This window comes from Streptomyces sp. NPDC051364, from assembly GCF_040682115.1.
In the GTDB taxonomy this organism is placed as follows: domain Bacteria; phylum Actinomycetota; class Actinomycetes; order Streptomycetales; family Streptomycetaceae; genus Streptomyces.
Window position 1 is genome coordinate 158945 of the sequence record NZ_JBFBAH010000003.1, and the last position, 23306, is coordinate 182250.

Here is a 23306-nt window from a genome sequence, read left to right on the forward strand (position 1 = left end):
CGGTCGTACTCATGCCCCCCGCAGCTGCCGAGCCCCTGACACCCGAGCGCATCCTCGAGACCACCGAGGAGGTGCTGCGCCGCTACGGCCCCACCAAGGCGACCGTGGTGGACGTGGCCCGCGCCCTGGGCGTCAGCCACGGCAGCGTGTACCGGCACTTCCCGTCGAAGGCGGCGCTGCGCGAGGCCGTCACCGACCGCTGGCTCGCCAAGAGCGTCGTCCGCCTGGATGAGATCGCCTCCGCCCCCGGCGCGGCCGCGCCCTCCAAGCTGGAGGCGTGGCTGGAGGCGCTGTTCGAGGCCAAGCGGCACAAGGCCGGTGACGACCCGGAGCTGTTCGCGACGTACACGGTACTGCTCGCCGAGAACAGCGGTGTGGTGGACCACCACCTGAGCCAGCTGATCGACCAGTTGGGCCGGATCATCTCCGAGGGTGTCGAGGCAGGCTCGCTCAGTGCGCCCGACGTGCCGGCCGCCGCCCGGGCGGTGTTCGACGCCACCGGCCGTTTCCACGATCCGCAGTACGCGGCCGACTGGCTCTCGCCCACGATCATCACGGAGTTCGAGGCCGTCACCGCCCTCGTGATCCGGGGCCTGCGCGCCTGATCGGGTCGGCAACGCACGCAACGCAACGTCCGGAACCAGCCGCTCCGGACAGCTTGATGATCATTTTGGGCGCGTCTATCTTGTCTGTCCCCCGTCAAACTCCATACGGTCCCCCTACCGCACTTCATCAGGCACGTTCCAGGGGGAACCTTGTCCGCTCAAGCAACTCAGGCAGCGCAGCCCGGGCCTCCGGCCCGTTCGGGTGGCGCCGCCGCCCTCGGCTGGATTCTGACCATCGGCCTCAACGTGGTCGCGCCGATCCTCACGTACAACCAACTGCACGACCACGGCTGGAGCGAGTTCGGCGCGCTGCTGGCCAGCAGCGCCTGGCCGGTGCTCGACAGCGTGATCAGCCTCGCCTGGCGCCGCAAGCTCGACGAATTCGCCGTCGTCACCCTGGTGTTCCTGGTGATCACGGCCGTCGTCTCGCTCGTCGGCGCGCACTCGGCCCGCGCCCTGCTGATCAAGGACTCGGGCGTGACCGGCCTGTTCGGGCTGCTCTGCCTGGCCACCCTGCTCGCGCCGCGGCCGCTGATGTTCTACTTCGGCCGCAAGTTCGCCACCGACGGCACCCCCGAGAGCACCGCGTGGTGGAACGGCCTGTGGGCGTTCGACGGCTTCCGCCGCACGATGATCGTCATGACCACCGTGTGGGGCGTGGCCTACCTCGCCGAGGCGGCGGTACGGGTCGTCCTGGCCTACACGCTGCCCACCGACACCATGGTGGTCATCAGCCCGATCATGATCTACGGAGTGCTCGGCCTGCTGGCCGCGTGGACCACGTTCTACGGCAAGCGCTCGAAGGCCGAGGGAGAGCGGCGCGCTGCCGCGGAGGCCGCGGCCCAGTCCCAGGCCCAGACCGCCTGAGCGGAGGCGGAGAAAACGACGGTGGCCCGGTACGCGTGATGCGCACCGGGCCACCGGCCGTTTCAGCCCGTCCAGGGCATGCGACCTAGCAGCCGAGCAGACGGCTGCCCAGGTAGCTCTGGATCTGGTCCAGGGAGACGCGCTCCTGCTTCATGGTGTCGCGCTCGCGCACGGTCACCGCGTTGTCGTCCAGGGTGTCGAAGTCGACGGTGACGCAGAACGGCGTACCGATCTCGTCCTGGCGGCGGTAGCGGCGGCCGATGGCGCCCGCGTCGTCGAACTCGATGTTCCAGAACTTGCGCAGGTCGGCGGCGAGGCCCTTGGCCTTCGGCGACAGCTGCGGGTTGCGGGACAGCGGCAGGACGGCGACCTTGATCGGGGCCAGGCGCGGGTCGAAGCGCATCACGGTGCGCTTCTCCATGACGCCCTTGGCGTTCGGGGCCTCGTCCTCGTTGAACGCGTCGAGCATGAAGGCGAGCATGGCGCGGTTGACACCGGCCGCCGGCTCGATGACGTACGGGGTGTAGCGCTCCTTGGACTCCTGGTCGAAGTACACGAGGTCCTGGCCGGAGGCGGCGGAGTGGGCCTTGAGGTCGAAGTCGGTGCGGTTGGCCACGCCTTCGAGCTCGGAGAACTCACTGCCGCCGAAGTTGAAGCGGTACTCGATGTCGGCGGTGCGCTTCGAGTAGTGGGACAGCTTCTCCTTCGGGTGGTCGTACCAGCGGATGTTCTCCTCGCGGATGCCGAGGTCGCGGTACCAGTTCCACCGCTCCTGCATCCAGTACTCCTGCCACTGCTCGTCCTCGCCCGGCTTGACGAAGAACTCCATCTCCATCTGCTCGAACTCGCGCGTGCGGAAGATGAAGTTGCCCGGAGTGATCTCGTTGCGGAAGGACTTGCCCATCTGCGCGATGCCGAACGGGGGCTTCTTGCGCGAGGTGGTCTGCACCTGGGCGAAGTTGGTGAAGATGCCCTGGGCGGTCTCGGGGCGCAGGTACGCCTTCGAGCCGGTGTCCTGGGTCGGGCCGAGGTGGGTCTCCAGCATGCCGGAGAACTGCTTCGGCTCGGTGAACTGGCCCTTCACGCCGCAGTTGGGGCAGTTGATGTCGGCGAGACCGTTGGCGGGCACACGGCCGTGCTTGGCCTCGTACGCCTCTTCCAGGTGGTCGGCACGGTGGCGCTTGTGGCAGGAGGTGCACTCGGTCAGCGGGTCCGAGAAGGTCGCGACGTGGCCGGAGGCCACCCAGACCTCGGGGGCCAGGATCACGGACGAGTCGATACCGACGATGTCCTCACGCCCGGTGACCATCGCCTTCCACCACTGGCGCTTGATGTTCTCCTTGAGCTCGACACCGAGCGGGCCGTAGTCCCAGGCGGCCTTGGTGCCGCCGTAGATCTCACTGCACGGGAAAACGAAGCCACGGCGCTTGCTCAGGCTGACGATGGTTTCGATCTTGTCGGCGGCCACGGTGCTCTCTTCATTACGAGGACGAACGGCGAAGGCTTTAGGTTACCGGCGCCCGCACCCCCCCTTTCAAATCGGTTCCCGTTCGACGGCGCCTCCCCCGGGCCCCCCACCTGGGTTTTTGACAATCGTTTCCATCTTTGATGAAAATGGATGTCATGAACGTACGACGCCTCATACCCGCCGCCGCCCTCGCCGGAGCCGTAGCCCTCGGTGCCACGGCCCTCACCGCCTGCTCCGGAGCCTCCGCCGCCGGAGGCGGCAAGGACGGCAAGCTCGGCGTCATGTCGTCGTTCTACCCGATGCAGTTCCTCGCCGAACAGATCGGCAAGGACCACGTGAAGGTCGACACCCTGACCAAGCCGGGCGTCGAACCGCACGACCTGGAGATCACCCCGAAGCAGACCGGGCAGCTGGGCGAATCCGACGTCGTCCTCTACCTCAAGGGCCTGCAGCCCGCCGTCGACAAGGCCGTCGCCCAGTCCGGCGTGAAGCACGTCGTCGACGCCGCCAAGCTCACCAAGCTCGAGGTCCACGGCTCCTCCGGCCACGACCACGCCCACGAGGGCGAAGAAGGCCACGCCGAAGGCGAGGCCGAGGGCCACGACCACGGCCACGGCGAGGCCGGCGAGGACCCGCACATCTGGCTGGACCCGGTGAAGTACGCCGAGGTCGCCAAGGGCGTCGGCGCGGCCCTGGAGAAGGCCGACCCGGACCACGCGGCGGACTACCGCAAGAACACCGACGAGCTGCTCGGCAGGCTGACCGCGCTCGACACGGAGTTCAAGGACGGCCTGAAGAACACCGCCTCCAAGACCTTCATCACCACGCACTCCGCCTTCGGCTACCTCGCCGAGCGCTACGGCCTCGACCAGGAGGGCATCTCCGGCGTCGACCCCGAGTCCGAGCCGAGCCCGGCCCGGATGAAGGAACTCCAGGCCGTCGCGAAGAAGGACAATGTCTCGACGGTGTTCTTCGAGAGCCTGGCCAGCGACAAGACGGCCAAGACCCTCGCCGCCGACACGGGCCTGAAGACCGAGGTCCTCGACCCGCTCGAGGGAATCACCGACAAGTCCCAGGGCGCTGACTACTTCGAAGTCATGCGGTCCAACCTGAAGAACCTGCAGAAGGCGCTCGGTAGCAAGTAATGGCAGTAACGGAGGCGCGTGCCATGGAGTCCCAGCCCTCGCAGGCAGCGGACCAGCCCGTCATATCCCTGCGCGGGGCCACCGCCTCGCTCGGCTCACGCCCCGTGCTGCGCGGGGTCGACCTCACCGTCCGGCGCGGCGAGGTCGTCGCCCTGCTCGGCGCCAACGGCTCCGGCAAGTCCACGGCCGTGCGCGCCGTCGTCGGCCAGGTCCCGCTGTCCGACGGCGAACTGGCCTTGTTCGGGACCGACTTCAAGCGCTTCCGCGCCTGGTCGCGCATCGGGTACGTCCCGCAGCGCACCACCGCCGCCAGCGGCGTCCCGGCCACCGTCCGCGAGGTCGTCTCCTCCGGCCGGCTCGCCCGCTCCCGCTTCGGCATCCTCCGCAAGGCCGACAAGGCGGCCGTCGAGCGGGCCCTGGCCCTCGTCGACATGGGCCCGTACGCCGACGCCTCCGTCAACGCCCTCTCCGGCGGCCAGCACCAGCGCGTGCTCATCGCGCGGGCGCTCGCCGTGGAACCCGAACTGCTGATCATGGACGAGCCGATGGCCGGCGTGGACCTCGCCAACCAGGAGGTCCTCGCGAACGCCCTGCGCGAGCAGGTCGCCGCCGGCACGACCGTCCTGCTCGTCCTGCACGAGCTGGGCCCGCTGGAGCCGCTGATCGACCGCGCCGTCGTGCTGCGCGACGGCTGCGTCGTCCACGACGGCGCGCCCCCGGAGGCCGTGGGCCAGCACGCCCTGCCCGGCCACGACCACGTACACCCCCACGCGGCGCACGACGCCGAGCCGCTTCGGACGGGACTGCTGAGCTGATGGACCTCCTCACCTACGCCTTCATGCAGCGGGCCCTCCTCGCAGCCGTCCTGGTCGGCGTCACCGCCCCCGCAATCGGCACGTACCTCGTGCAGCGCCGCCAGGCCGTCATGGGCGACGGCATCGGGCACGTGGCCATGACCGGTGTCGCGCTCGGCTTCCTGCTCAACACGAGCCCGGTGTGGATGGCGACCCTGGTCGCGGTCATCGGCGCGGTCGGCATGGAGCTGATCCGCTCCCGCGGCAAGACCAGCGGCGACATCGCGCTCGCCATGCTCTTCTACGGCGGCCTGGCAGGCGGCGTGATGATCATCAACCTGGCTCCGGGCGGCTCGACGGCCAATCTGACCAGCTACCTCTTCGGCTCGATCACCACGGTCTCAGCCGAGGACGTCACCGCGGTCGTGATCCTCGCGGCGTTCGTGATCGCCGTCACCCTCGGCCTGCGCCGCCAGCTGTTCGCCGTCTGCCAGGACGAGGAGTTCGCCCGGGTCACCGGCCTGCCGGTGCGCTTCCTGAACCTGCTGATCGCGGTCACCGCCGCCGTCACCGTCACCGTGGCCATGCGGATCGTCGGCCTGCTGCTGGTCAGCGCCATGATGGTGATCCCGGTCGCGGCGGCGCAGCGCGTCACCCGCGGGTTCACCGCCACCCTGTCGGTGGCGATGGTGATCGGCGTGCTGGTCTCGCTCTCCGGCACGGTCGCGACCTACTACATCGACGCCCCCTCCGGCGGCACCATCGTGCTGCTCGCCATCGGCGTCTTCATGGTGATGACCGCACTGTCCACCCCGCTCGCCCGGCGCCGGGCGAATGCGGCCCGCGCCGCCGAAGAGGTCTGCACGCGCGATGATGTGAAGGTCTAAGGAAGTCGGCCGCCTGGCACAATGGGCCGAGGCCGATACGAGGAGGAACCGGTGGCGACTGCGCCTGGCGAGATGAATACCGCGCCAGTACGAGGACGATCCACCCGGCAGCGGGCAGCCGTGGCGGCGGCGCTGGACGAGGTGGACGAGTTCCGCAGCGCCCAGGAGCTGCACGACATGCTCAAGCACCGCGGTGACTCCGTGGGCCTGACGACCGTGTACCGCACCCTCCAGTCGCTCGCCGACGCCGGCGAGGTCGATGTGCTGCGCACCAGCGACGGCGAGTCGGTCTACCGGCGCTGCTCCACCGGGGACCACCACCATCACCTGGTCTGCCGCAAGTGCGGCAAGGCCGTCGAGGTGGAGGGCCCGGCGGTGGAGAGGTGGGCGGAGTCGATCGCGGCGGAGCACGGCTTCGTGAACGTCGCCCACACCGTGGAGATCTTCGGCACCTGCGCCGACTGCGCAGCGGCCGGCTAGCCGACCCGGGTCAGGTTCCGGTCGAAGATCGAACGCATCCGGTCGATGTCGGCCGGGTGCGCCGCCCCGCGCTTGGGCAGGACCGTCATGCCGATCGACTGCTTGTCGGCGCTCAGCATGACGAACGCCAGGTCGGTCTCCACGTACGAGGGCTGCGCGGTCCAGCCGATGCGGGTCGCCGTGTCCGCGGTGATCACCTGGACCCCGGTGTCGTCCACGACGGCCCGCGTCTCCCCCGCCCGCTCCAGCAGCGCTCCGAAGGCGCGCGCCTGGAGCCCGTGCATCAGCCTCGGCGTCACGCCGAAGGACAGCGCACCCGCCGTCAGCCCGACCGAGAGCGGCTGGAAGCCGTCCCGTGCGAGCGTGACCAGCACGGCCAGGGCCAGGAAGAGCACGGCGAACCCGACGTAGAGCCGGCGCCTGCGCCGCCCGGCCGGCGTCCGGCTGCTCCGGGCCCGGATCGCCTCGGTGAGATCCGCCGTCGTGGGCCGGTAGACGAGCTGTACGGCCTCGCCGGCCGCCGGCACCGTGTTCGTGTCCATGACAGCGCAGCCTAGAGGCCGGCCAGGCCCGAGCGGGACCACGGCCCGGCCAGGCCCAAGCGCCGCGCCCCGGTCAGCCGGAGGAGCCCTCCGCCTGGTTCGGGACGGCGCCGCCGAAGCGGCGGTCGCGCTGGGCGTACTCCAGGCAGGCCGCCCACAGGTTGCGGCGGTCGAAGTCCGGCCACAGCACGTCCTGGAAGACCATCTCGGCGTACGCGCTCTGCCAGAGCAGGTAGTTGGAGGTCCGCTGCTCGCCGCTCGGCCGCAGGAACAGGTCCACGTCCGGCATGTCCGGGTAGTACATGTACTTCGCGAAGGTCTTCTCATTGACCTTCGACGGGTCCAGCCTGCCCGCGGCCACGTCCCGCGCGATCGCCTGCGCCGCGTCCGCGATCTCCGCGCGGCCGCCGTAGTTCACGCAGAAGTACAAGGTCATCGCGTCGTTGTCGACGGTCTGCTCCTGGGCGACCTGGAGCTCCTGGACAACCGACTTCCACATCTTCGGCATGCGGCCGACCCAGCGGATCCGGATGCCCAGCTCGTTCATCTCGTCCCGGCGGCGCCGGATGACGTCGCGGTTGAAGTTCATCAGGAAGCGGACCTCGTCGGGCGAGCGCTTCCAGTTCTCCGTCGAGAAGGCGTACAGGGACAGGTTCTTGACGCCCATCTCCAGGCAGCCCTTGAGCACGTCGAGTACGACGCCCTCGCCGACCTTGTGGCCCTCGGTGCGCGGCAGACCGCGCTCCTTGGCCCAGCGGCCGTTGCCGTCCATGACCACGGCGACGTGGTTCGGGACGAGCTCGCCGGGGATCTTCGGCGGGCGCTCACCGGACGGGTGCGGCTCGGGAACCTTGTACTCCCGGCGAGAGCGTCCCAGAATCCCGCGTCGTGCCATGTGCCCAGCTCCTATTTCTCGACGTATCGCAGGGAGCGTAGCCCGCGCTCCAGATGCCAGTGCAAATAGGCGGAGACCAGCCCGCTGCCCTCCCGCACGTACCGCGCCTCGCAGGCGTCCGCATGCCCCCAGTCGCCCGTCAGCAGCGCACTGAGCAGGGCGATGGCCTCAGACGAGGGTACGACGCTGCCGGCCACCCGGCAGTCCCCGCAGACGACCCCGCCCGCGGCGACGGAGAAGTGCCGGTTGGGGCCGTGGATCCCGCACTTCGCGCAGTCCGTGAAGCTGGGCGCGTAGCCGTTGACGGCGAGCGAGCGCAGCAGGAACGCGTCGAGGATGAGGTTCGGCTCGTGCTCCCCGCGCGAGAGCGTGCGCAGGGCGCCGATCAGCAGCAGGTACTGCTGTACGGCGGGCTCGCCCTCGTTCTCGGTGAACCGCTCGGCGGTCTCCAGCATCGCGGTGCCGGCGGTGTAGCGGGCGTAGTCGGTGACGATGCCGTTGCCGTACGGGGCGATGATCTCGGTCTGGGTGCACAGCGGGAGGCTGCGGCCGATCAGCTCGCTGCCCCGGGCGAAGAACTGGACGTCGGCGTGGGAGAAAGGTTCCAGCCCGGCGCCGAACTTGGACTTCGTCCGGCGCACCCCGCGGGCGACGGCCCGCACCCGTCCGTGGCCTCGGGTCAGCAGCGTGATGATGCGGTCCGCCTCACCCAGCTTCTGGGTGCGCAGCACGATGCCGTCGTCGCGGAACAGACTCATGCGCCCATTGTCGCCTGTGCCGGGACGGCGGAAGGCCCTCCGTCCGGACCCGGGTCCGGACGGAGGGCCTTCGCCCCTTGGGAGGGTCAGGAGGCGGGCGCGGCCTCGTCGTCCGCGTCCGTCCTCGGCGCCCCGGCGGCGACTGCGGTCACGGCGGCGCCGACCGTGGCCTCGGCCACCGTCTCGGCCTCGGGCGCCGTCTTCGCCTCGAGGGCTTCGGGGGCCTCGGACACTTCGTCCGCCGCGGCCGTCGCGGCCGTCGCGGCGTCGGCAGGGCCCACCGCCTGGGCGGGCACCACGGCCGCCACGGCGCTGTGCGCATCATCCTTGCCCAGGCCGTTGAAGATCAGGTTGAGCACGATCGCGGCCGTGGCACCGAGCGTCACACCGCTGTTGAGAAGCGAGGAGAGGTCCGCGTCCATGTGGTCCTTGAAGAGCACCGGGACGGTGGCCGGGAGCAGCGCGAAGGCCAGGGAGACACCCACGATCAGCGCGTTCTTCTCCTCCTTGAGGTCGACCTTGGCCAGGGTCTGGATGCCCGCCAGGGCCACCATCGCGAACATCACCGTCGCCGCGCCGCCGAGCACTCCGTGCGGGACTGCGGCGACGATCGCGGCGGCCTTCGGGATCAGCCCGAGCACGATCATGAAGACGCCCGCGGCGACCACGACGAACCGGCTCTTGACCTTGGTCATGCGGACCAGGCCGACGTTCTCGGCGAAGGCCACGTACGGGAAGGAGTTGAGGACGCCGCCGAGGGCGGTCGCGGCGCCGTCGGCGCGCAGCGCGCGGGCCACGGTCTCGCTGTCGATCTCCTTGCCGACGATGTCGCCGACGGCGTACGTGTCGCCGGTGGTCTCGACCATGGTGATCAGCATGACGATGAGCATCAGCAGGATCGGGAACCAGGCGAACTTCGGCGCTCCGTAGTGGAACGGGGTGGTGATGCCGATCCAGTCCGAGTTGCTCACGTCGCCGAACTTGGCGTCGCCGAGCAGGAAGGCGACGGCGGTGCCGCCGACCAGGCCGAGCAGGATGGAGATGCTGGAGAGGAAGGGCTTGCCGAGCTTCATCAGGACGAGGATGAAGAGCATCGTGCCGCCGGCGTACGCGAAGTTCTTCGGGTCGCCGAAGTCGGGGCTGCCGACGCCGCCCGCGGCGTCGTTCAGGCCGACGGGGATCAGCACGATGCCGAGGACGGTGATCACCGTGCCGGTGACGACCGGCGGGAACAGCCTCATGATCGTACGGAAGGCCTTGGGGGGCAGCCAGGCGAAGGCGAAGGTGGCGATGCCGGCCGTGATGACCGCGCCGTAGATGACGAGCAGGCCCGCCGTTCCGCCGCCGGCTCCGAGCCCGATGGCGATCATCGGGGAGACCGCGGTGAAGGTGACGCCCTGGATCAGGGGCAGGCGCGCACCGATCCGGCCGATGCCCCACGCCTGGATGATCGAGGCGATACCGCAGGTGAACAGGTCGGCGTTGATCAGGTAGACCAGCTGCTCGGTGGTCAGGCCGAGGGCACCGCCCACGATGATCGGGACGATCACCGCACCGGCGTAGAACGCGAGTACGTGCTGGAAGCCGTACAGCGCGAGCTTGGGGAGGGGGAGCACCTCGTCGACCGGGTGCGTGCTGGGCTCTCCGCTGTCGGTGAGCCGGGCGGCGACACGTGCCATCTCTGCCTTGCCCTTCAAGAGGTAGGTAAACGAGAGGAATCTGGTTATCCCTGGGCGGAGGGGGTCTCCTCCAGCTACCGCTGGGAGGTACCCCCAGCCGTTGGTCCGCCAGGGTTGTCAGTGCGTTCACGTAAATCGAAGCCCCGCTGTGTTACTGGCGGCGTCTCGTCGTGTGACCGGAATTGAACGCCTGTGGGGGTGCTCACAGATATCGTGGACTTCTACAAAGTGTTGACGTCTGGGGAGGTCAGATCTGTAGATATCTCCAGTGGCGGATGTCTCCGCAAGGGCGTAAAGCCGAGGGCCACAGGGCCCGTATGTGCAGGTCACGGGTCCGTACGGGTGTCCAATGGGTGGACGGCCGGGGCCGGAACGCACGAATCCCCCCTTCACGCAGAGTGTGAAGGGGGGCGGATTCAGCCGCGTGAGGCCGGATCGTTACCTCGGCGAAGGCGTACCGAGGCCGTACCGAGGCCGTACCGAGGCTGTTTCGGTCACGTTCACGGCGCCCGGACCGCCGACAGCAGCCGGGTCACCTCGTCGGAAGCCATCCGCAGCGCGGCGCCGACCGTGGCGAGCACCTCGCGCTCGGCGGGGGTGTACGGGCCGTCCGCGAGGGCGATCCGGGCGCCCTGCAGCAGGATCGATTCACGCCCGGGCGCGGCCAGGTGCGGAGCCAGCGGTTCCAGCGCCTCGTGGAGTTCTATCGCCAGCGCGGCGCCGCAGCATTCGGGGCCGTCGTACAGCCCGAGCCGGCCCTCGTCGGTGGCGAGCGCCTCCACGAGGGACTCCAGCTGCTCCTCCGTGCAGTCCTGGAAGCCCGCCGCCCGTACGGCCGACACAGCGGCCTCCAGCGCGCCGCGCGAGGCGGTTCCGCCCGCCGCGAGGACGGCCAGCGTCACGGTGTGCACGGCGTCACGCAGCAGCGCCGAGAAGCGGGTGGTGGTCAGGTGGTCGAGGACCTCGGTCTCGAAGCGCTCCCGGCAGCCCTGGCACTCGATGACGGGGCCGGCCGCTCCGCGCGGCAGCAGCGGGACGCCGAGGACCGTGAACCGGCGGCGCCCGGTGCGCCTGCGGTAGTTGCGGTCGCCACCGCAGTCGGGGCAGAAGAACTCCCCGTCGCCCACGGTGCTCCAGGTGGTACGGATGCCCCAGACCGTCAGCTTCCGGCCGTCCCCACCCCGAACTGGCAGCACGTCGCACCTCCGTCACTCCCCCGTGGCCCTGCGGGCACGGGCGGGAACCCCAGGCAGCTTCGCCGGGTTGGCGTGATGTTAGCCACATCGGTGAGGATGCGTCAGTCGTGTGACAAGACAACATGTCCCGCCGCCCGCACTTGGCCGGTCTGCATCCCTGCCGCCGCGCCCGCGGACGTCGCGTTTTGCCTACGCTCGCCCGCGTGAACAACAAATCCTGTCTGGTCACGGGCGCGGCGAGCGGGATCGGCCGGGCCACCGCCCGGCTGCTGGCCCGCTCATGCGCCCTCGTGACCGCGGCTGACATCAATGGCCCCGGCGTCGAGGAACTGCGTACGGAACTGGCCGCCGAGGGGTACGACATCACGGCCGTGGCCGGTGACGTCGCCGATCCGGAAGCCAACCGCGCGATGGTCGGGGCCGCGCTCGGGGCGTACGGACGGCTCGACGTCGCCGTGGCGAACGCCGGAGTGCTCCCTCTTTCGGATGTACGGGAGACCAGTCCGGACGACTGGGACCGGGTCATGGCGATCGACGGCCGGGGCATGTTCCTGACCTGCAAGTACGCCATCGAGGCGATGCTGGCGCAGCCGGACCCCGGCGGGGCGCTGGTCTGCGTGTCCTCGGTGTCGGGGGTGGCCGGGCAGGCCCGGCAGGCGGCGTACGGGCCGGCGAAGTTCGTGGCGTCGGGGCTGACCAAGCACCTGGCGGTGGAGTGGGCGGCGCGCGGGATCCGGGTCAACGCGGTGGCCCCCGGCACCATCCGTACGGAGCGGGTGCTGGCGCTGAAGGACGAGCCGGGCGGGCCGGAGTACCTGGCGGAGGTCTCCGCGGCCCATCCGATGGGGCGGCTCGGCGAGCCGGAGGAGGTGGCCCGGGTCATCGCCTTCCTGGCCTCCGACGCGGCCTCGTTCGTGACGGGCGCGATCCTGCCGGTGGACGGCGGCTACCTGGCCCGCTGAATCCGGGAACGACGGAACCCCGCCCCTCCGCAGGGAAGGACGGGGTTCTCGTACGAACGGTCAGCGGCCCGCGCGGTTGACGGCGGAGATGACCGCCTTCAGGGAGGCGCGGGTGGTGTTGGCGTCGATGCCGATGCCCCACAGGACGCGGCCGTCGATCGCGCACTCGATGTACGAGGCGGCCACGGCGGAAGCGCCCTCGCTCATCGTGTGCTCGGTGTAGTCCAGCAGGCGGGCGTCGACGCCGATGCCGGCCAGCGCGTCGAAGAAGGCCGAGATCGGGCCGTTGCCGGTGCCGTTCAGGACCGCCTCCACGCCGTCCACGACCGCCTCGACGTTCAGCGTGTCCGTACCGTCCTTGTCCGTGGCCGTCGAGCCCGAGCGCAGCTGGATGCGGCCCCACGGGTTCTCGGGGTTGGGCAGGTACTCGTCGCTGAAGACGTCCCAGATCGCCTTCGGCGTGACCTCGCCGCCCTCGGCGTCGGTCTTGGCCTGGATGATCCGCGAGAACTCGATCTGCATGCGGCGCGGCAGGTCCAGCTTGTGGTCGTTCTTCAGGACGTACGCGATGCCGCCCTTGCCGGACTGCGAGTTGACGCGGATGACCGCCTCGTAGGAGCGGCCCACGTCCTTCGGGTCGATCGGCAGGTACGGGACCGCCCACTCGATGTCGTCGACGGTCTTGCCGGCGGCGGCCGCGTCGGCCTCCATGGCGTCGAAGCCCTTCTTGATGGCGTCCTGGTGGGAGCCGGAGAAGGCGGTGTAGACCAGGTCGCCCGCGTAGGGGTGGCGCGGGTGGACCTCCATCTGGTTGCAGTACTCGCTGGTGCGACGGATCTCGTCGATCTGCGAGAAGTCGATCTGCGGGTCGATGCCCTGGGAGAACAGGTTCATGCCCAGCGTGATCAGGTCGACGTTGCCGGTGCGCTCGCCCTGCCCGAACAGACAGCCCTCGATGCGGTCGGCGCCGGCCATCAGGGCCAGCTCGGCGGCGGCGACGGCGGTGCCGCGGTCGTTGTGCGGGTGCACGGAGATGCAGATGTGCTCGCGGCGGGTCAGGTTGCGGGCCATCCACTCGAAGCGGTCCGCGTGCGTGGACGGCGTCGAACGCTCCACGGTGGCGGGCAGGTTCAGGATGATCTCGCGGCCCTCGGACGGCTGCCACACGTCGCAGACGGCCTCGCAGACCTCCAGGGCGAAGTCCAGCTCGGTGTCCGTGAAGATCTCCGGGCTGTACTGGTAGCCGAAGGCCGTCTCCGGGCCCAGCAGCTTCTCGGCGTACTCCATGACCAGGCGGGTGCCGTCGACGGCGATCTGCTTGATCTGCTCCTTGGAGCCGCGGAAGACGACCCGGCGGAAGGTCGGGGCGGTCGCGTTGTACAGGTGCACGGTGGCGCGCTTGGCGCCGATCAGCGATTCGACGGTCCGCTCGATCAGATCCTCGCGGGCCTGGGTCAGGACGGAGATGGTGACGTCGTCCGGGATCGCGCCCTCTTCGATGATGGAGCGTACGAAGGCGAAGTCGGTCTCGCCGGAGGACGGGAAGCCGACCTCGATCTCCTTGTAGCCCATGCGCACCAGCAGGTCGAACATCTCGCGCTTGCGGGCGGGGGTCATCGGGTCGATCAGAGACTGGTTGCCGTCGCGCAGGTCGGTGGAGAGCCAGCGAGGGGCCTTGGTGACGCGGGCCTCCGGCCAGGTGCGGTCCGGGATGTCCACCTGCTCGTACCGGCCGTACTTGTGGATCGGCATCCCGGAGGTCTTCTGGGTGTGGGTCGCGTTCGTGATGGGCGTGGGGCGACCGACAAAAGGCTGCTGGCTCATGGCGTTGGGCTCCTCGCGTGTCCGCGTGTAGTTCGCTGGGACGGCCGACGGCGGTCGTAAGAACCGCAACACCAAACTCCGCGGGGAGGGGGTCGGCCTACGACTACAGGCCCTCGCCGCGGCAGCTAAGGAGAAGCAGCCCGAAACGCATGATGGGCCGAGCCTAACCGAGCCGCCCCGTAACGCGAGGACCTGTTTCAGTATGCAAGACCCCGGTGTCCGATTTATACCGAATGTGGGGTCCGTCTCGTTCCTCCGCTACAGGTCCGGTCGAACCGTCAACGCGGCGCGACGGCTTTCAGACAACTGAATGAATCATGGTTGCAGGTAGTGACATGAGAGTGACCCACTGCCACATTGCCGGGATGGATGCCTCCCACGCTCACCACCACCCCGTCTTCTGCACGGTGGTCCCGCCCCACCTGCTCGACAAGATCGCCCAGTCCGAGGACACCCGGCGCGCCGACGCCGCCCAGCGCACCCTCGAGCAGGACTCCCTCCTGCGCACCCGGCGCCGGGTCACCACCGTCCGCGGGATCGCCCCTGCGCTCGGGACGCCCGTCTCCGACGAGCCCCGCCGGACGATCTACGACACCCAGCACCGCACCCGGCTGCCCGGGAAGAAGGTGCGCGGCGAGGGCGAGGCGGCGTCCAAGGACGCCACCGTCAACCGCGCGTACGCGGGGCTCGGCGCCACGTACGAGCTGTTCCTGAAGGGTTTCGGCCGGCACTCGATCGACGATTCCGGGCTGGCGCTCGACGCGAGCGTCCACTACGGCGAGGACTACAACAACGCGTTCTGGGACGGGCAGCAGATGGTCTTCGGCGACGGGGACGGGGACCTCTTCCTCGACTTCACCGTGTCGGTGGACGTCATCGGCCACGAGCTCACGCACGGGGTCACCCAGTACACGGCGAACCTGGAGTACCACGGGCAGTCGGGCGCGCTGAACGAGTCGATGTCCGACGTCTTCGGCTCGCTGATCAAGCAGCACTCGCTCGACCAGACGGCCGAGGACGCGGACTGGCTGATCGGCGCCGGCCTGCTTGGCCCGAACGTCAGCGGGGTCGCGCTGCGCTCGATGAAGGCGCCGGGCACGGCGTACGACGACGACGAGCTCGGCAAGGACCCGCAGCCGGCGACGATGGACGACTACGTGGACACCGCGCGGGACAACGGCGGGGTGCACATCAACTCCGGGATCCCGAACCACGCGTTCTACCTCGTGGCCACGGAACTCGGCGGCAAGGCGTGGGAGCGGGCCGGGCGGATCTGGTACGACACGCTGACGGGCGGCGAGCTGGCCGCGGACGCGGACTTCAAGGACTTCGCCCGGCTGTCGGTGGCCGCCGCGGTGGCCCGGTACGGGGACGGCGGCGCGGAGCACCAGGCGCTGCAGAAGGCGTGGTCGACGGTCGGGCTCGGGTAGCCGGCCCTTCCGGGGTGGAAAGGCGGACATGCGGATTCTGGTGGTGCGGACGGGCGGCTTCGCGGGCATCGAGCGCCGGGCCGAGGTGGACACCTCGGGCCGGCCCGACGAGGACGAGTGGCAGGCCCTGGCCCAGCTGGCGCTGCGGCCCGTCCCGGCCGCGCCCGGGTCGGACCGGATACGGGACGGGTTCTCGTACCGGATCACCGTCGACGGACGGACGGTCTCCTGCCAGGAGCCGAACCTGTCGGAGGCGCAGCGGACGCTGATCTCCCGGCTGCTGAAGGAAGGCGCCTGAGCCGGGCGCCTTCACCTTCGGACGGGTGGCCGGAACCAGCCCTCGCCGGACACGGGCGTCCCGCTCGGTTTGCCGGATCGGCAACAAGGTTTGCCCGGCGGGCGGGGCGGGCGCAGCATCGGCCGCATCGGCACCCGTACCGGAAGAGGAAGCCATGACCGAGCACCCGCACGCACACACGCACTCCCCCCACTCCCCCGCAGCCGGGGCCTCGGCGGGCGAGGAGTTCTGGGACGGCCGCTACGGCGAGAGCGACCGTATCTGGAGCGGCGAGGCCAACGCCATGCTGGTGCACGAGGTGTCCGGCCTCGCCCCCGGGCGGGCCCTGGACCTCGGCTGCGGGGAGGGCGCCGACGCCGTCTGGCTGGCCCGCCGCGGGTGGACCGTCACCGGGACCGACATCTCCGGGGTCGCCCTCGGCCGGGCCGCCGAGCACGCGGCGGACGCCGGGGTCGCGGACCGCGCCACCTGGGCGCGGCACGACCTGACCGAGTCCTTCCCGGACGGGGAGTTCGACCTCGTCTCGGCCTGCTTCCTGCACAACTACGGGGACTTCCCCCGCGACCGCGTCCTGCGCAGCGCCGCCGCGGCCGTGGCGCCCGGCGGCACCCTGCTGGTCGTCGGCCACGCGGGCTGGGCGCCCTGGCAGGAAGACCGGGAGGAGGCGCACTTCCCGACGCCGCCGGAGGTCGTCGCGCAGCTGGAGCCGGTCACGGCGGGCTGGGAGGTCCTGCGGGCCGAGGAGACCGAACGGATCCAGAACCAGCCCGACGGCACGCCCGGGACCCGCACGGACAATGTGGTGCGGATGCGCCGACCCGTGTGAACAGGCCGGCCCGGCCCCCTGCCGGGGTGCCGGGCCGAGCCGTGCCGACTGCGCGTCAAGAGGGTCAGAAGCCGAGCTTGCGCAGCTGCTTGGGGTCGCGCTGCCAGTCCTTCGCGACCTTCACGTGCAGGTCGAGGAAGACCGGGGTGCCGAGCAGCGCCTCGATGTGCTTGCGCGACTTCATCCCGACCTCCTTCAGCCGGGAGCCCTTCGGGCCGATGATGATGCCCTTCTGGCTCGGCCGCTCGATGTAGACGTTCGCGTGGATGTCCAGCAGCGGCCGGTCCGCCGGGCGGTTCTCCCGCGGGATCATCTCCTCGACGACCACGGCGATGGAGTGCGGGAGCTCGTCCCGTACACCCTCCAGCGCGGCCTCGCGGATCAGCTCCGCGACCATCACCATCTCGGGCTCGTCGGTGAGGTCTCCCTCCGGGTACAGCGGCGGGCTCTCGGGCAGGAGCGGCGCGATCAGGTCGGCCAGCAGCTGGATCTGGGTGTCGCCGACCGCCGAGACGGGGACGATCTCGGCCCACTCGAAGCCGAGCTCCGCGCCGAGCTGGTGGACGGCCAGGAGCTGCTCGGCCAGCTGCTTGGACTCGACGAGGTCGGTCTTCGTGATGATGGCGATCTTGGGGGTCTTCTTGATCCCCGCGAGCTCCTTCGCGATGAACTTGTCGCCGGGGCCGAGCTTCTGGTCGGCGGGCAGGCAGAAGCCGATGACGTCGACCTCGGCCCAGGTGGTCCGTACGACGTCGTTCAGCCGCTCGCCGAGGAGGGTGCGCGGCTTGTGGAGACCGGGCGTGTCGACCAGTACGAGCTGGGCGTCGGGGCGGTGCACGATGCCGCGGACGGTGTGGCGGGTGGTCTGCGGCCGGTTGGAGGTGATCGCGACCTTGGTGCCCACGAGTGCGTTGGTCAGGGTCGACTTCCCCGCGTTGGGGCGGCCGACGAAGCAGGCGAAGCCCGCACGGTGCGGGCTGGTGGACTCGGGGGAACGATCGCTCATACGGGCCATTCTCCCCGATGCGGGTCCCAGCGCCGACCAGGCTGCCGCGACGAGGGCCAGGGCGCCCGCGAGCACGGCCGTCAGCGGGGGCCGGGCGGAGTAGGACGTGGCGGCCCGGGCAGCGGCTCCCGCGGCCTCGGCGCGCACCGTGACCTCGGCCCATTCGACGGCGGGCGGGTGCTCCCACCTGGTGCTCAGCCGGACTTCCTGGCCGGGCAGCAGCTCGGTGGGCAGCCCGGTGAGCTCACGGCCGAGGAGGCGCCGGCCGAGGGCCCCGGAGGCGGAGAGGGTGGCGCGGGGGCGCAGGGTGATGTTGCCGAGGTTGTGGAGCGTGTACGAGACCCCGGTCCCGGAGGCCCGCAGGTCCTCGACGGCCAGCGCGGGGGCGGTGGGGCCGGCCACCCGCAGGTACAGCCGGGCGGCGACGGCCTGTTGGACACCGATCCCCTGGGCGGGGGCGGCGGTGTTCTCCTCCCTCTCCGCGAGGGCGACGATGGCGCCGGGGTGGTCGCCCGGTTCCGCCCGGTCGGGGACGGTGAGCGTGAAGCCGACGCTCACCGCTGCGCGGGCCGGTACGGTGACCCGCTCCTGCGCGAGCCGCGCCCAGGCGGCGGTGGCGCGGCGCGGCTCGTCGGGGCCGCGGAGCGCGAAGCCGCCGTCGCGGGCGGTGTTGTACGCGTCGGCGGCGTAGAGCCGGAAGGTGCGGGGGCGGTCGGTGCGGTTGGTGACGGTGACGGCGTCGGTGACGGCCTGGCCGGGGGCGGCGGCGAGGTAGAAGCAGGGCCGCCGGGTCACTGCGTTGGCTGCGGGGAGGACGGACCACTGCCCGTTGTCGGCGGCCGCTGCCGTCCCGGCGGGCAGCAGTACGGCTCCGCAGATCCCCCCGACGACCATCGCCACCCCGACCAGCCGGACCAGCCGGTACGGGGCCTTGCGCAGCCGGGGCCGCCGTTTCCCGGGCTCCGCCCGGACCCGGTCCTCGAACGCCGGACGGGCTGGAAGATCCAGCCCCGCCGGCGTTTGAGGCGCGGGGGCGCGGGGGCCGGCCCCCGCAACGGCGCCGCACCGGCGGGGGTCCGGGGCGGAGCCCTGGGAAACGGAGAAAGGGCGGGGCGGGGAGAAGGCCCCGCGCAGCGGGACCCGCGCAGCGGGACCCGCGCAGCGGGACCCGCGCAGCGGGGTGGCTCACGAGAGGGTCAGGGTCAGGACCGCCTGGTACGCGCCCGGCGGGGTGTACGGCGGCACCGTGAGGGCGACCGTCGCGTCGATCGTGAACGTCCCGCCCACCAGCTCCGCATCCGGCGTCGACGCCAGCACCGCACCCTCCGGCCCGACCACCCCCGCACTGCCCGCCACGCACCGGCTCGGGCTGCCCGACGCGGCCGTGCAGGACGGGGTCCAGCTCAGCGAGGCCCCCGGGATCACGACCCCGCCCGGGCCCGTGAAGTCCGTAACCTTGCCGATCAGCGACCACCCCGCCGGTCCGCCCCGCGCGTCCTTGACCGTGACCGTGCCGATCCGGCCGGGTGCCGCGCCGCCCTCCCCGTACGGGACCGCGCCCAGCGCGATCGACGCGCCCGCCTGGGTCATCGACAGGGCCCCCGGCTCCACCACCGCCGTCACCTTCTGCGTGCCCGAAGGCGTAGCCGCGATCACCGTGTACGCCGCCGGCCCCGAGCCCTCCTGCGCCGACCACGCCGTGCCCTCGTACGCCACCACCGCCGTCGTCGCCCCGTCCGTGACCGGCAGCTCCGCCAGGACCTCGCCCCGCTCGTCCGCCGTGGCCGCCACCCGGTCCGCGGTCTCGGCGGCGCCCGCCCGGCCGGTCACCGTCACGGCCGCGCCCGGGGCGAAGCCGACGCCCCTGACCTTGACCTTGGCGCCCGGCCTCCCGTACGCCGTGCCCAGCGCGACCGACCGCAGGTTGGCCCGGGGCAGCGGGGTCGCGGTGAGCCGCTCGGACACCGGCGCCCCGGTGACGGCGCAGGCGGTGTCCAGGTCCAGCAGGTGGCCGGTGTGCAGCGTGTAGCTGCCCGGGGCCAGGGTGATCCCGCCGGGCGCGGTCACGCTGAACGTGCCGGTCATGGTGACGGCGGGCAGCCCCGCACCCGCCTCGACGGGGTCGTTCCGCTTCGCTCCCACGACGGTGACCTCACCGCTCTGCGCACCTCCCAGCAGGATCCGCCCGGTCGGGGTCAGCGCGTCCGCCGGGAGTTCGGCGCCGAGCGGATTCACGGCAGGCGTCCGGGCCACCTGGTACGTCACGGTGACCGTGTCGCCGACCTTCGGCGCCGGGTCGTCGACGGTGATCCGGGCCGTGGTCGGCCCGTCGGCGGGCGGCAGAGCGGCCTCCTGCGGCGGCGCGCAGTGCGTCGGGAACTCCACCTGCCCGGACGGCGCCTCCCCTTCCGCCGCGGCAGGCGGGCTCAGTGCACCCCCGGTCGTGGCCGCGAGCACCGCCACGCCGATGGCCGCCGACCACCTCCTGCTGCCCGCCCGTGTTCGCACGGCCCGCCCCCTGGGTTCCCTCGCGCCGACAGGGGGCCATTCACGAGCGGGCGGCGGGAGAAGTCAATGCACGGACCCGGCAGCAACTGATGGCCCATCAGGAGATGGCAGGCTCCCCCAGTCCACCGGTCGCGCGGAACGTACGCCGGTACGCCGTCGGGCTCACCCCCAGCGCCGCCTGCACGTGCTTGCGCAGCGACTGCGCCGTCCCGAACCCCGTCTCCCGCGCCACCTGTTCCATCGGCAGATCCGTCCGCTCCAGCAGCCGCCGGGCCCGTTCCACCCGCTGGCCGACGATCCACTCGCCGGGGCTGACCCCCGACTCCTCCCGGAACCGGCGCGTGAACGTCCGTACCGACATGGCCTCCTGCCGGGCCAGGTCGACCAGCCGCACCGGCTCGTGCAGCCGGTCCATCACCCACGCGCGGGCCGCCGCAGTACTGGCCTGCTGCGGCTGCGGCACCGGGCGGTCGACGAACTGGGCCTGCCCGCCGTCCCGGTGGGGAGGTACGACGGTCCGCCGGGCCACGTCGTTGGCGACGGCCGCGCCGTGGTCGCGGCGCACGATGTGCAGGCACAGGTCGATGCCGGCGGCGACCCCGGCCGAGGTCAGCACGTCCCCGTCGTCGGTGTAGAGCACGCCGGCGTCCACCCGTACGGCCGGGAAGAGCCGCTGGAAGTGCTCGGCGTGGGCCCAGTGCGTGGTGGCGGGGCGGCCGTCCAGGAATCCGGCTGCGGCCAGGACGTACCCGCCCGTGCAGATGGAGACGAGCCGCGTCCCGGGCCGGATGTGCGCGAGCGCCGCGGCGAGCGCGTCGCTCAGCCTGCCCTCCTCGTACACGGGGCCCAGCTCGTACGAGGCGGGCACCACCACGGTGTCGGCCGTTGCCAGCAGCTCGGGGCCGTGCTCGACCTGGACCGCGAAGTCGGCGTCGGTGCGCACCGGCCCGGGGGTGAGGGCGCACGTGAGGATCTCGTACAGCGGCCCTCCGGCGGGATCCTTGGCGCGGCCGAAGATCCGGTGCGGGATGCCGAGCTCGAAGGGCAGCAGCCCGGTGAGCGCGAGGACGACGACACGGTGAGGGGCCATGGCCCAATCGTATCGAAGGGTGTCAGTCAGGCCACTGTCGTACGGGGCACTGCGGGCCGGAAGCTTTCTGCGTGACGCAGACAGCCCCCACCCCCGCCCCCACCGCCCCGACCCCGCCCCCAGCCCCCACCCCGACCGGGCGCATCCACCGCGCCTGGTTCGTCGCGGCCGTCGCCTTCGTGACGATCATCGGCGCCGCCGCCTTCGCCTCCCTGCCCGGACTGCTCATCGAGCCGCTGCACGAGGAGTTCGACTGGTCACGCGGCACGATCGGCCTCGCCGTCTCGGTGAACCTCGCTCTGTACGGACTCACCGCACCCTTCGCCGCCGCCCTGATGGACCGCTTCGGCATCCGCAAGGTGGTGGCCCTGGCCCTGCTGGTCATATCCGGCGGCACCGTGGCCACCCTGTGGATGACGGAGTCCTGGCAGCTGGTGCTGTTCTGGGGCGTGCTGGTGGGCCTGGGCAGCGGCTCCATGGCCCTGGCCTTCGCGGCGACGGTGACCAACCGCTGGTTCACCGCCCGGCGTGGGCTCGTCACCGGCATCCTGACCGCGGCCGGGGCCTCCGGTCAGCTGATCTTCCTGCCGCTGCTGTCCTGGCTGGTGGAGCACCACGGCTGGCGCCCGGCGGCCGTGACGGTCTCGCTGGCGGCCCTGGCCGTCGTCCCGTTCGTGTGGCTGCTGCTGCGCGACCACCCGGCGGACATGGGCCTCGCACCGTACGGGGGCACGTACGCGGAAAGGCCCGCCCCGGTGACGGGCGCGGCGCGGCGAACGGTGGCGGTGCTGTTCAAGGCGGCCCGCACCGGCCCGTTCTGGCTGCTGGCGGGCACCTTCGCGATCTGCGGGGCCTCGACGAACGGGCTGGTCAAGACCCACTTCGTACCGGCTGCGCACGATCACGGCATGCCGGTGACCGCAGCGGCCGGGCTGCTGGCGGTGGTCGGCGTCTTCGACGTGATCGGCACCATCGCCTCCGGCTGGTTCACGGACCGCTTCGAGGCGCGCCGCCTGCTGGCGGTGTACTACGCCCTGCGAGGGATCTCGCTGCTCTTCCTGCCGATGCTGCTGGCGCCGTCCGTGCACCCGCCGATGGTCTTCTTCATCGTCTTCTACGGCCTGGACTGGGTCGCGACCGTCCCGCCGACCATCGCGCTCTGCCGTGAGCACTACGGCGAGGACAGCGCGATCGTCTTCGGCTGGGTGCTGGCCTCGCACCAGGTGGGCGCGGCGGTGGTGGCCTTCCTGGGCGGCCTGGCCCGCGACGCCTTCGGCTCGTACGACCTGGTCTGGTACGCGTCGGGCGCGCTGTGCGCGATGGCGGCGCTGATGGCCATGGTGATCCGCCGTCGCGGAAATGATCAACTCACCGTGTGACGACGACACTGACGCAGCGCGCCTTCGCGGCGATCGGCCGGTTCAACGACGCCCACCCGTGGGACCACAACGCCCACTACCACCGCTGGATCCTGCGGCAGTTGCCCGGGCGGTTCGGCCGGGCGCTGGACGTCGGCTCGGGCAGCGGCGACCTGGCCCGGCTGCTGGCCGGCCGGGCCGGGTCGGTGCACGCCGTCGACGCCGATGCGGCGATCGTCGCCCGGGCACGACAACTGACCGCGCCGGACGCCCCGGTGGCGTTCTCCGTGGGGGACGCCCTGACGGAGCTCCCGCCGGGGCCGTACGACGTCATCACCTGCGTCGCCACGATCCACCACCTGCCGTTCGGCGAGGCCCTGCGGCTCTTCCGCCGCCGCCTGGCGCCGGGCGGAACCCTGGTCGTCGTCGGTCTCGCGCAAGCGCAGACCCCGGGCGACCACCTGCTCGGCGCGGCCGCGATCCCGCTCAACGCCGCACTGGGCTGGATCAAGAACAAGGGGCGTACGGCTCCCCGGCCGCCGTCCATGACCGCACCGACCCGCCCGGCGGGCATGGGCTTCCGGGCCATCGCCCGCGAGGCCGGGGCCGCACTGCCGGGCGCGCGGCTTCGCCGAAGGCTGTTCTGGCGCTACACCCTGGTCTGGCGCGAAGCCTGACAGGCGGGCCC

Annotated in this window: 22 protein-coding genes and 1 pseudogene; 12 read left to right on the top strand and 11 right to left on the bottom strand. The window is 71.3% G+C overall.

Annotated features, from left to right (window positions below):
• The first annotated feature begins 11 nt into the window (after nucleotides 1–11).
• Together AB0M76_RS07760 and AB0M76_RS07765 are read left to right on the top strand one after the other, a co-directional pair.
• Nucleotides 12–605, top strand: coding sequence for a TetR family transcriptional regulator (locus tag AB0M76_RS07760; RefSeq protein WP_365952058.1), 594 nt, complete (start codon nucleotides 12–14; stop codon nucleotides 603–605).
• A 150-nt stretch (nucleotides 606–755) separates the two neighbouring features.
• Nucleotides 756–1472, top strand: a complete 717-nt coding sequence (locus AB0M76_RS07765; protein ID WP_365952059.1) for a VC0807 family protein — start codon at nucleotides 756–758, stop codon at nucleotides 1470–1472.
• Nucleotides 1473–1557: 85 nt separating this feature from the next.
• On the opposite strand, the gene AB0M76_RS07770 is transcribed toward AB0M76_RS07765, so the two are convergent.
• Nucleotides 1558–2940 carry a glycine--tRNA ligase gene (locus AB0M76_RS07770; protein ID WP_365952060.1) on the bottom strand — a complete coding sequence of 461 codons (1383 nt, stop codon included), beginning with the start codon at nucleotides 2938–2940 and terminating at the stop codon, nucleotides 1558–1560.
• A 155-nt stretch (nucleotides 2941–3095) separates the two neighbouring features.
• Here AB0M76_RS07770 and AB0M76_RS07775 point away from each other — a divergent pair, with 155 nt between their 5' ends.
• Genes AB0M76_RS07775 through AB0M76_RS07790 form a run of 4 tightly spaced genes read left to right on the top strand, consistent with a single transcriptional unit; the run spans nucleotide 3096 to nucleotide 6246 of the window.
• Complete coding sequence (locus AB0M76_RS07775) at nucleotides 3096–4085, top strand: metal ABC transporter substrate-binding protein (RefSeq protein ID WP_365952061.1); 990 nt, start codon at nucleotides 3096–3098, stop codon at nucleotides 4083–4085.
• Nucleotides 4086–4108: 23 nt separating this feature from the next.
• On the top strand, nucleotides 4109–4900 hold the full coding sequence (locus AB0M76_RS07780) for a metal ABC transporter ATP-binding protein (RefSeq protein WP_365952062.1): 792 nt from the start codon (nucleotides 4109–4111) through the stop codon (nucleotides 4898–4900).
• Nucleotides 4900–5766, top strand: coding sequence for a metal ABC transporter permease (locus tag AB0M76_RS07785; protein WP_266629405.1), 867 nt, complete (start codon nucleotides 4900–4902; stop codon nucleotides 5764–5766). Before AB0M76_RS07780 ends, AB0M76_RS07785 begins: the two co-directional genes overlap by 1 nt.
• 51 nt (nucleotides 5767–5817) lie before the next feature.
• The gene (locus AB0M76_RS07790) at nucleotides 5818–6246 is read left to right on the top strand and encodes a transcriptional repressor (RefSeq protein WP_365952063.1); all 429 of its coding nucleotides are present in this window, start codon (nucleotides 5818–5820) and stop codon (nucleotides 6244–6246) included.
• Here AB0M76_RS07790 and AB0M76_RS07795 read toward each other — a convergent pair.
• The 5 genes from AB0M76_RS07795 to AB0M76_RS07815 form a co-directional block, all read right to left on the bottom strand.
• Nucleotides 6243–6788, bottom strand: a complete 546-nt coding sequence (locus AB0M76_RS07795) for a hypothetical protein (RefSeq protein ID WP_365952064.1) — start codon at nucleotides 6786–6788, stop codon at nucleotides 6243–6245. The two genes, AB0M76_RS07790 and AB0M76_RS07795, sit on opposite strands and share 4 nt — an antisense overlap.
• A 73-nt stretch (nucleotides 6789–6861) precedes the next feature.
• On the bottom strand, nucleotides 6862–7683 hold the full coding sequence (locus tag AB0M76_RS07800) for an isoprenyl transferase (RefSeq protein WP_033224710.1): 822 nt from the start codon (nucleotides 7681–7683) through the stop codon (nucleotides 6862–6864).
• A gap of 11 nt (nucleotides 7684–7694) precedes the next feature.
• Entirely contained in the window at nucleotides 7695–8441 is a 747-nt protein-coding gene (gene recO / locus AB0M76_RS07805; protein WP_030162779.1) for a DNA repair protein RecO, read from the bottom strand.
• Between the two features lie 86 nt (nucleotides 8442–8527).
• Nucleotides 8528–10120 carry a nucleobase:cation symporter-2 family protein gene (locus AB0M76_RS07810; RefSeq protein WP_365952065.1) on the bottom strand — a complete coding sequence of 531 codons (1593 nt, stop codon included), beginning with the start codon at nucleotides 10118–10120 and terminating at the stop codon, nucleotides 8528–8530.
• Between the two features lie 500 nt (nucleotides 10121–10620).
• Nucleotides 10621–11316, bottom strand: coding sequence for a TerB family tellurite resistance protein (locus AB0M76_RS07815; RefSeq protein ID WP_266667189.1), 696 nt, complete (start codon nucleotides 11314–11316; stop codon nucleotides 10621–10623).
• Nucleotides 11317–11519: 203 nt separating this feature from the next.
• Between AB0M76_RS07815 and AB0M76_RS07820 the strand changes: the two genes are divergently transcribed.
• Complete coding sequence (locus AB0M76_RS07820; RefSeq protein WP_365952066.1) at nucleotides 11520–12278, top strand: SDR family NAD(P)-dependent oxidoreductase; 759 nt, start codon at nucleotides 11520–11522, stop codon at nucleotides 12276–12278.
• Nucleotides 12279–12338: 60 nt separating this feature from the next.
• Here the strand turns inward: AB0M76_RS07820 and leuA are convergent, their stop codons facing one another.
• Entirely contained in the window at nucleotides 12339–14102 is a 1764-nt protein-coding gene (leuA, locus tag AB0M76_RS07825) for a 2-isopropylmalate synthase (protein ID WP_365952067.1), read from the bottom strand.
• A gap of 365 nt (nucleotides 14103–14467) precedes the next feature.
• Here leuA and AB0M76_RS07830 point away from each other — a divergent pair, with 365 nt between their 5' ends.
• From AB0M76_RS07830 to AB0M76_RS07840, 3 genes are all read left to right on the top strand, one after another.
• Nucleotides 14468–15532: a M4 family metallopeptidase gene (locus AB0M76_RS07830; protein ID WP_365952068.1), complete on the top strand. Its 1065-nt coding sequence runs from the start codon at nucleotides 14468–14470 to the stop codon at nucleotides 15530–15532.
• Nucleotides 15533–15560: 28 nt separating this feature from the next.
• On the top strand, nucleotides 15561–15830 hold the full coding sequence (locus AB0M76_RS07835; protein WP_365952069.1) for a protealysin inhibitor emfourin: 270 nt from the start codon (nucleotides 15561–15563) through the stop codon (nucleotides 15828–15830).
• A 154-nt stretch (nucleotides 15831–15984) separates the two neighbouring features.
• Nucleotides 15985–16656: a class I SAM-dependent methyltransferase gene (locus tag AB0M76_RS07840; RefSeq protein ID WP_365952070.1), complete on the top strand. Its 672-nt coding sequence runs from the start codon at nucleotides 15985–15987 to the stop codon at nucleotides 16654–16656.
• Between the two features lie 64 nt (nucleotides 16657–16720).
• Here AB0M76_RS07840 and era read toward each other — a convergent pair whose 3' ends face one another.
• From era to AB0M76_RS07860, 4 genes and pseudogenes are all read right to left on the bottom strand, one after another.
• Nucleotides 16721–17671 carry a GTPase Era gene (gene era / locus AB0M76_RS07845; RefSeq protein ID WP_266673057.1) on the bottom strand — a complete coding sequence of 317 codons (951 nt, stop codon included), beginning with the start codon at nucleotides 17669–17671 and terminating at the stop codon, nucleotides 16721–16723.
• A gap of 495 nt (nucleotides 17672–18166) precedes the next feature.
• Nucleotides 18167–18556: pseudogene (locus AB0M76_RS07850) on the bottom strand (DUF916 domain-containing protein); the annotation flags it as partial.
• Nucleotides 18557–18847: 291 nt separating this feature from the next.
• Entirely contained in the window at nucleotides 18848–20170 is a 1323-nt protein-coding gene (locus tag AB0M76_RS07855; RefSeq protein ID WP_365952071.1) for a beta-xylosidase, read from the bottom strand.
• A gap of 97 nt (nucleotides 20171–20267) precedes the next feature.
• Nucleotides 20268–21260 (bottom strand): helix-turn-helix domain-containing protein, encoded by a 993-nt coding sequence (locus AB0M76_RS07860; RefSeq protein WP_365952072.1) that lies wholly within the window; start codon nucleotides 21258–21260, stop codon nucleotides 20268–20270.
• Between the two features lie 71 nt (nucleotides 21261–21331).
• On the opposite strand from AB0M76_RS07860, the gene AB0M76_RS07865 reads away from it, so the two are divergent.
• Both AB0M76_RS07865 and AB0M76_RS07870 read left to right on the top strand, forming a co-directional pair.
• Nucleotides 21332–22639, top strand: a complete 1308-nt coding sequence (locus AB0M76_RS07865; RefSeq protein ID WP_365952073.1) for an MFS transporter — start codon at nucleotides 21332–21334, stop codon at nucleotides 22637–22639.
• Complete coding sequence (locus tag AB0M76_RS07870) at nucleotides 22636–23295, top strand: class I SAM-dependent methyltransferase (protein ID WP_365952074.1); 660 nt, start codon at nucleotides 22636–22638, stop codon at nucleotides 23293–23295. The genes AB0M76_RS07865 and AB0M76_RS07870 overlap by 4 nt, the downstream gene beginning before the upstream one ends.
• Nucleotides 23296–23306 lie beyond the last annotated feature (11 nt).

Bases quoted from the DNA above. Each gene is read 5' to 3' on its own strand.
- AB0M76_RS07760 (WP_365952058.1), top strand. From the start codon at position 12: ATGCCCCCCGCAGCTGCCGAGCCCCTGACACCCGAGCGCATCCTCGAG.
- AB0M76_RS07775 (WP_365952061.1), top strand. From the start codon at position 3,096: ATGAACGTACGACGCCTCATACCCGCCGCCGCCCTCGCCGGAGCCGTA.
- AB0M76_RS07780 (WP_365952062.1), top strand. From the start codon at position 4,109: ATGGAGTCCCAGCCCTCGCAGGCAGCGGACCAGCCCGTCATATCCCTG.
- AB0M76_RS07785 (WP_266629405.1), top strand. From the start codon at position 4,900: ATGGACCTCCTCACCTACGCCTTCATGCAGCGGGCCCTCCTCGCAGCC.
- AB0M76_RS07795 (WP_365952064.1), bottom strand. From the start codon at position 6,788: ATGGACACGAACACGGTGCCGGCGGCCGGCGAGGCCGTACAGCTCGTC.
- AB0M76_RS07800 (WP_033224710.1), bottom strand. From the start codon at position 7,683: ATGGCACGACGCGGGATTCTGGGACGCTCTCGCCGGGAGTACAAGGTT.
- recO (WP_030162779.1), bottom strand. From the start codon at position 8,441: ATGAGTCTGTTCCGCGACGACGGCATCGTGCTGCGCACCCAGAAGCTG.
- AB0M76_RS07810 (WP_365952065.1), bottom strand. From the start codon at position 10,120: ATGGCACGTGTCGCCGCCCGGCTCACCGACAGCGGAGAGCCCAGCACG.
- leuA (WP_365952067.1), bottom strand. From the start codon at position 14,102: ATGAGCCAGCAGCCTTTTGTCGGTCGCCCCACGCCCATCACGAACGCG.
- AB0M76_RS07830 (WP_365952068.1), top strand. From the start codon at position 14,468: ATGGATGCCTCCCACGCTCACCACCACCCCGTCTTCTGCACGGTGGTC.
- AB0M76_RS07835 (WP_365952069.1), top strand. From the start codon at position 15,561: ATGCGGATTCTGGTGGTGCGGACGGGCGGCTTCGCGGGCATCGAGCGC.
- AB0M76_RS07840 (WP_365952070.1), top strand. From the start codon at position 15,985: ATGACCGAGCACCCGCACGCACACACGCACTCCCCCCACTCCCCCGCA.
- era (WP_266673057.1), bottom strand. From the start codon at position 17,671: ATGGCCCGTATGAGCGATCGTTCCCCCGAGTCCACCAGCCCGCACCGT.
- AB0M76_RS07860 (WP_365952072.1), bottom strand. From the start codon at position 21,260: ATGGCCCCTCACCGTGTCGTCGTCCTCGCGCTCACCGGGCTGCTGCCC.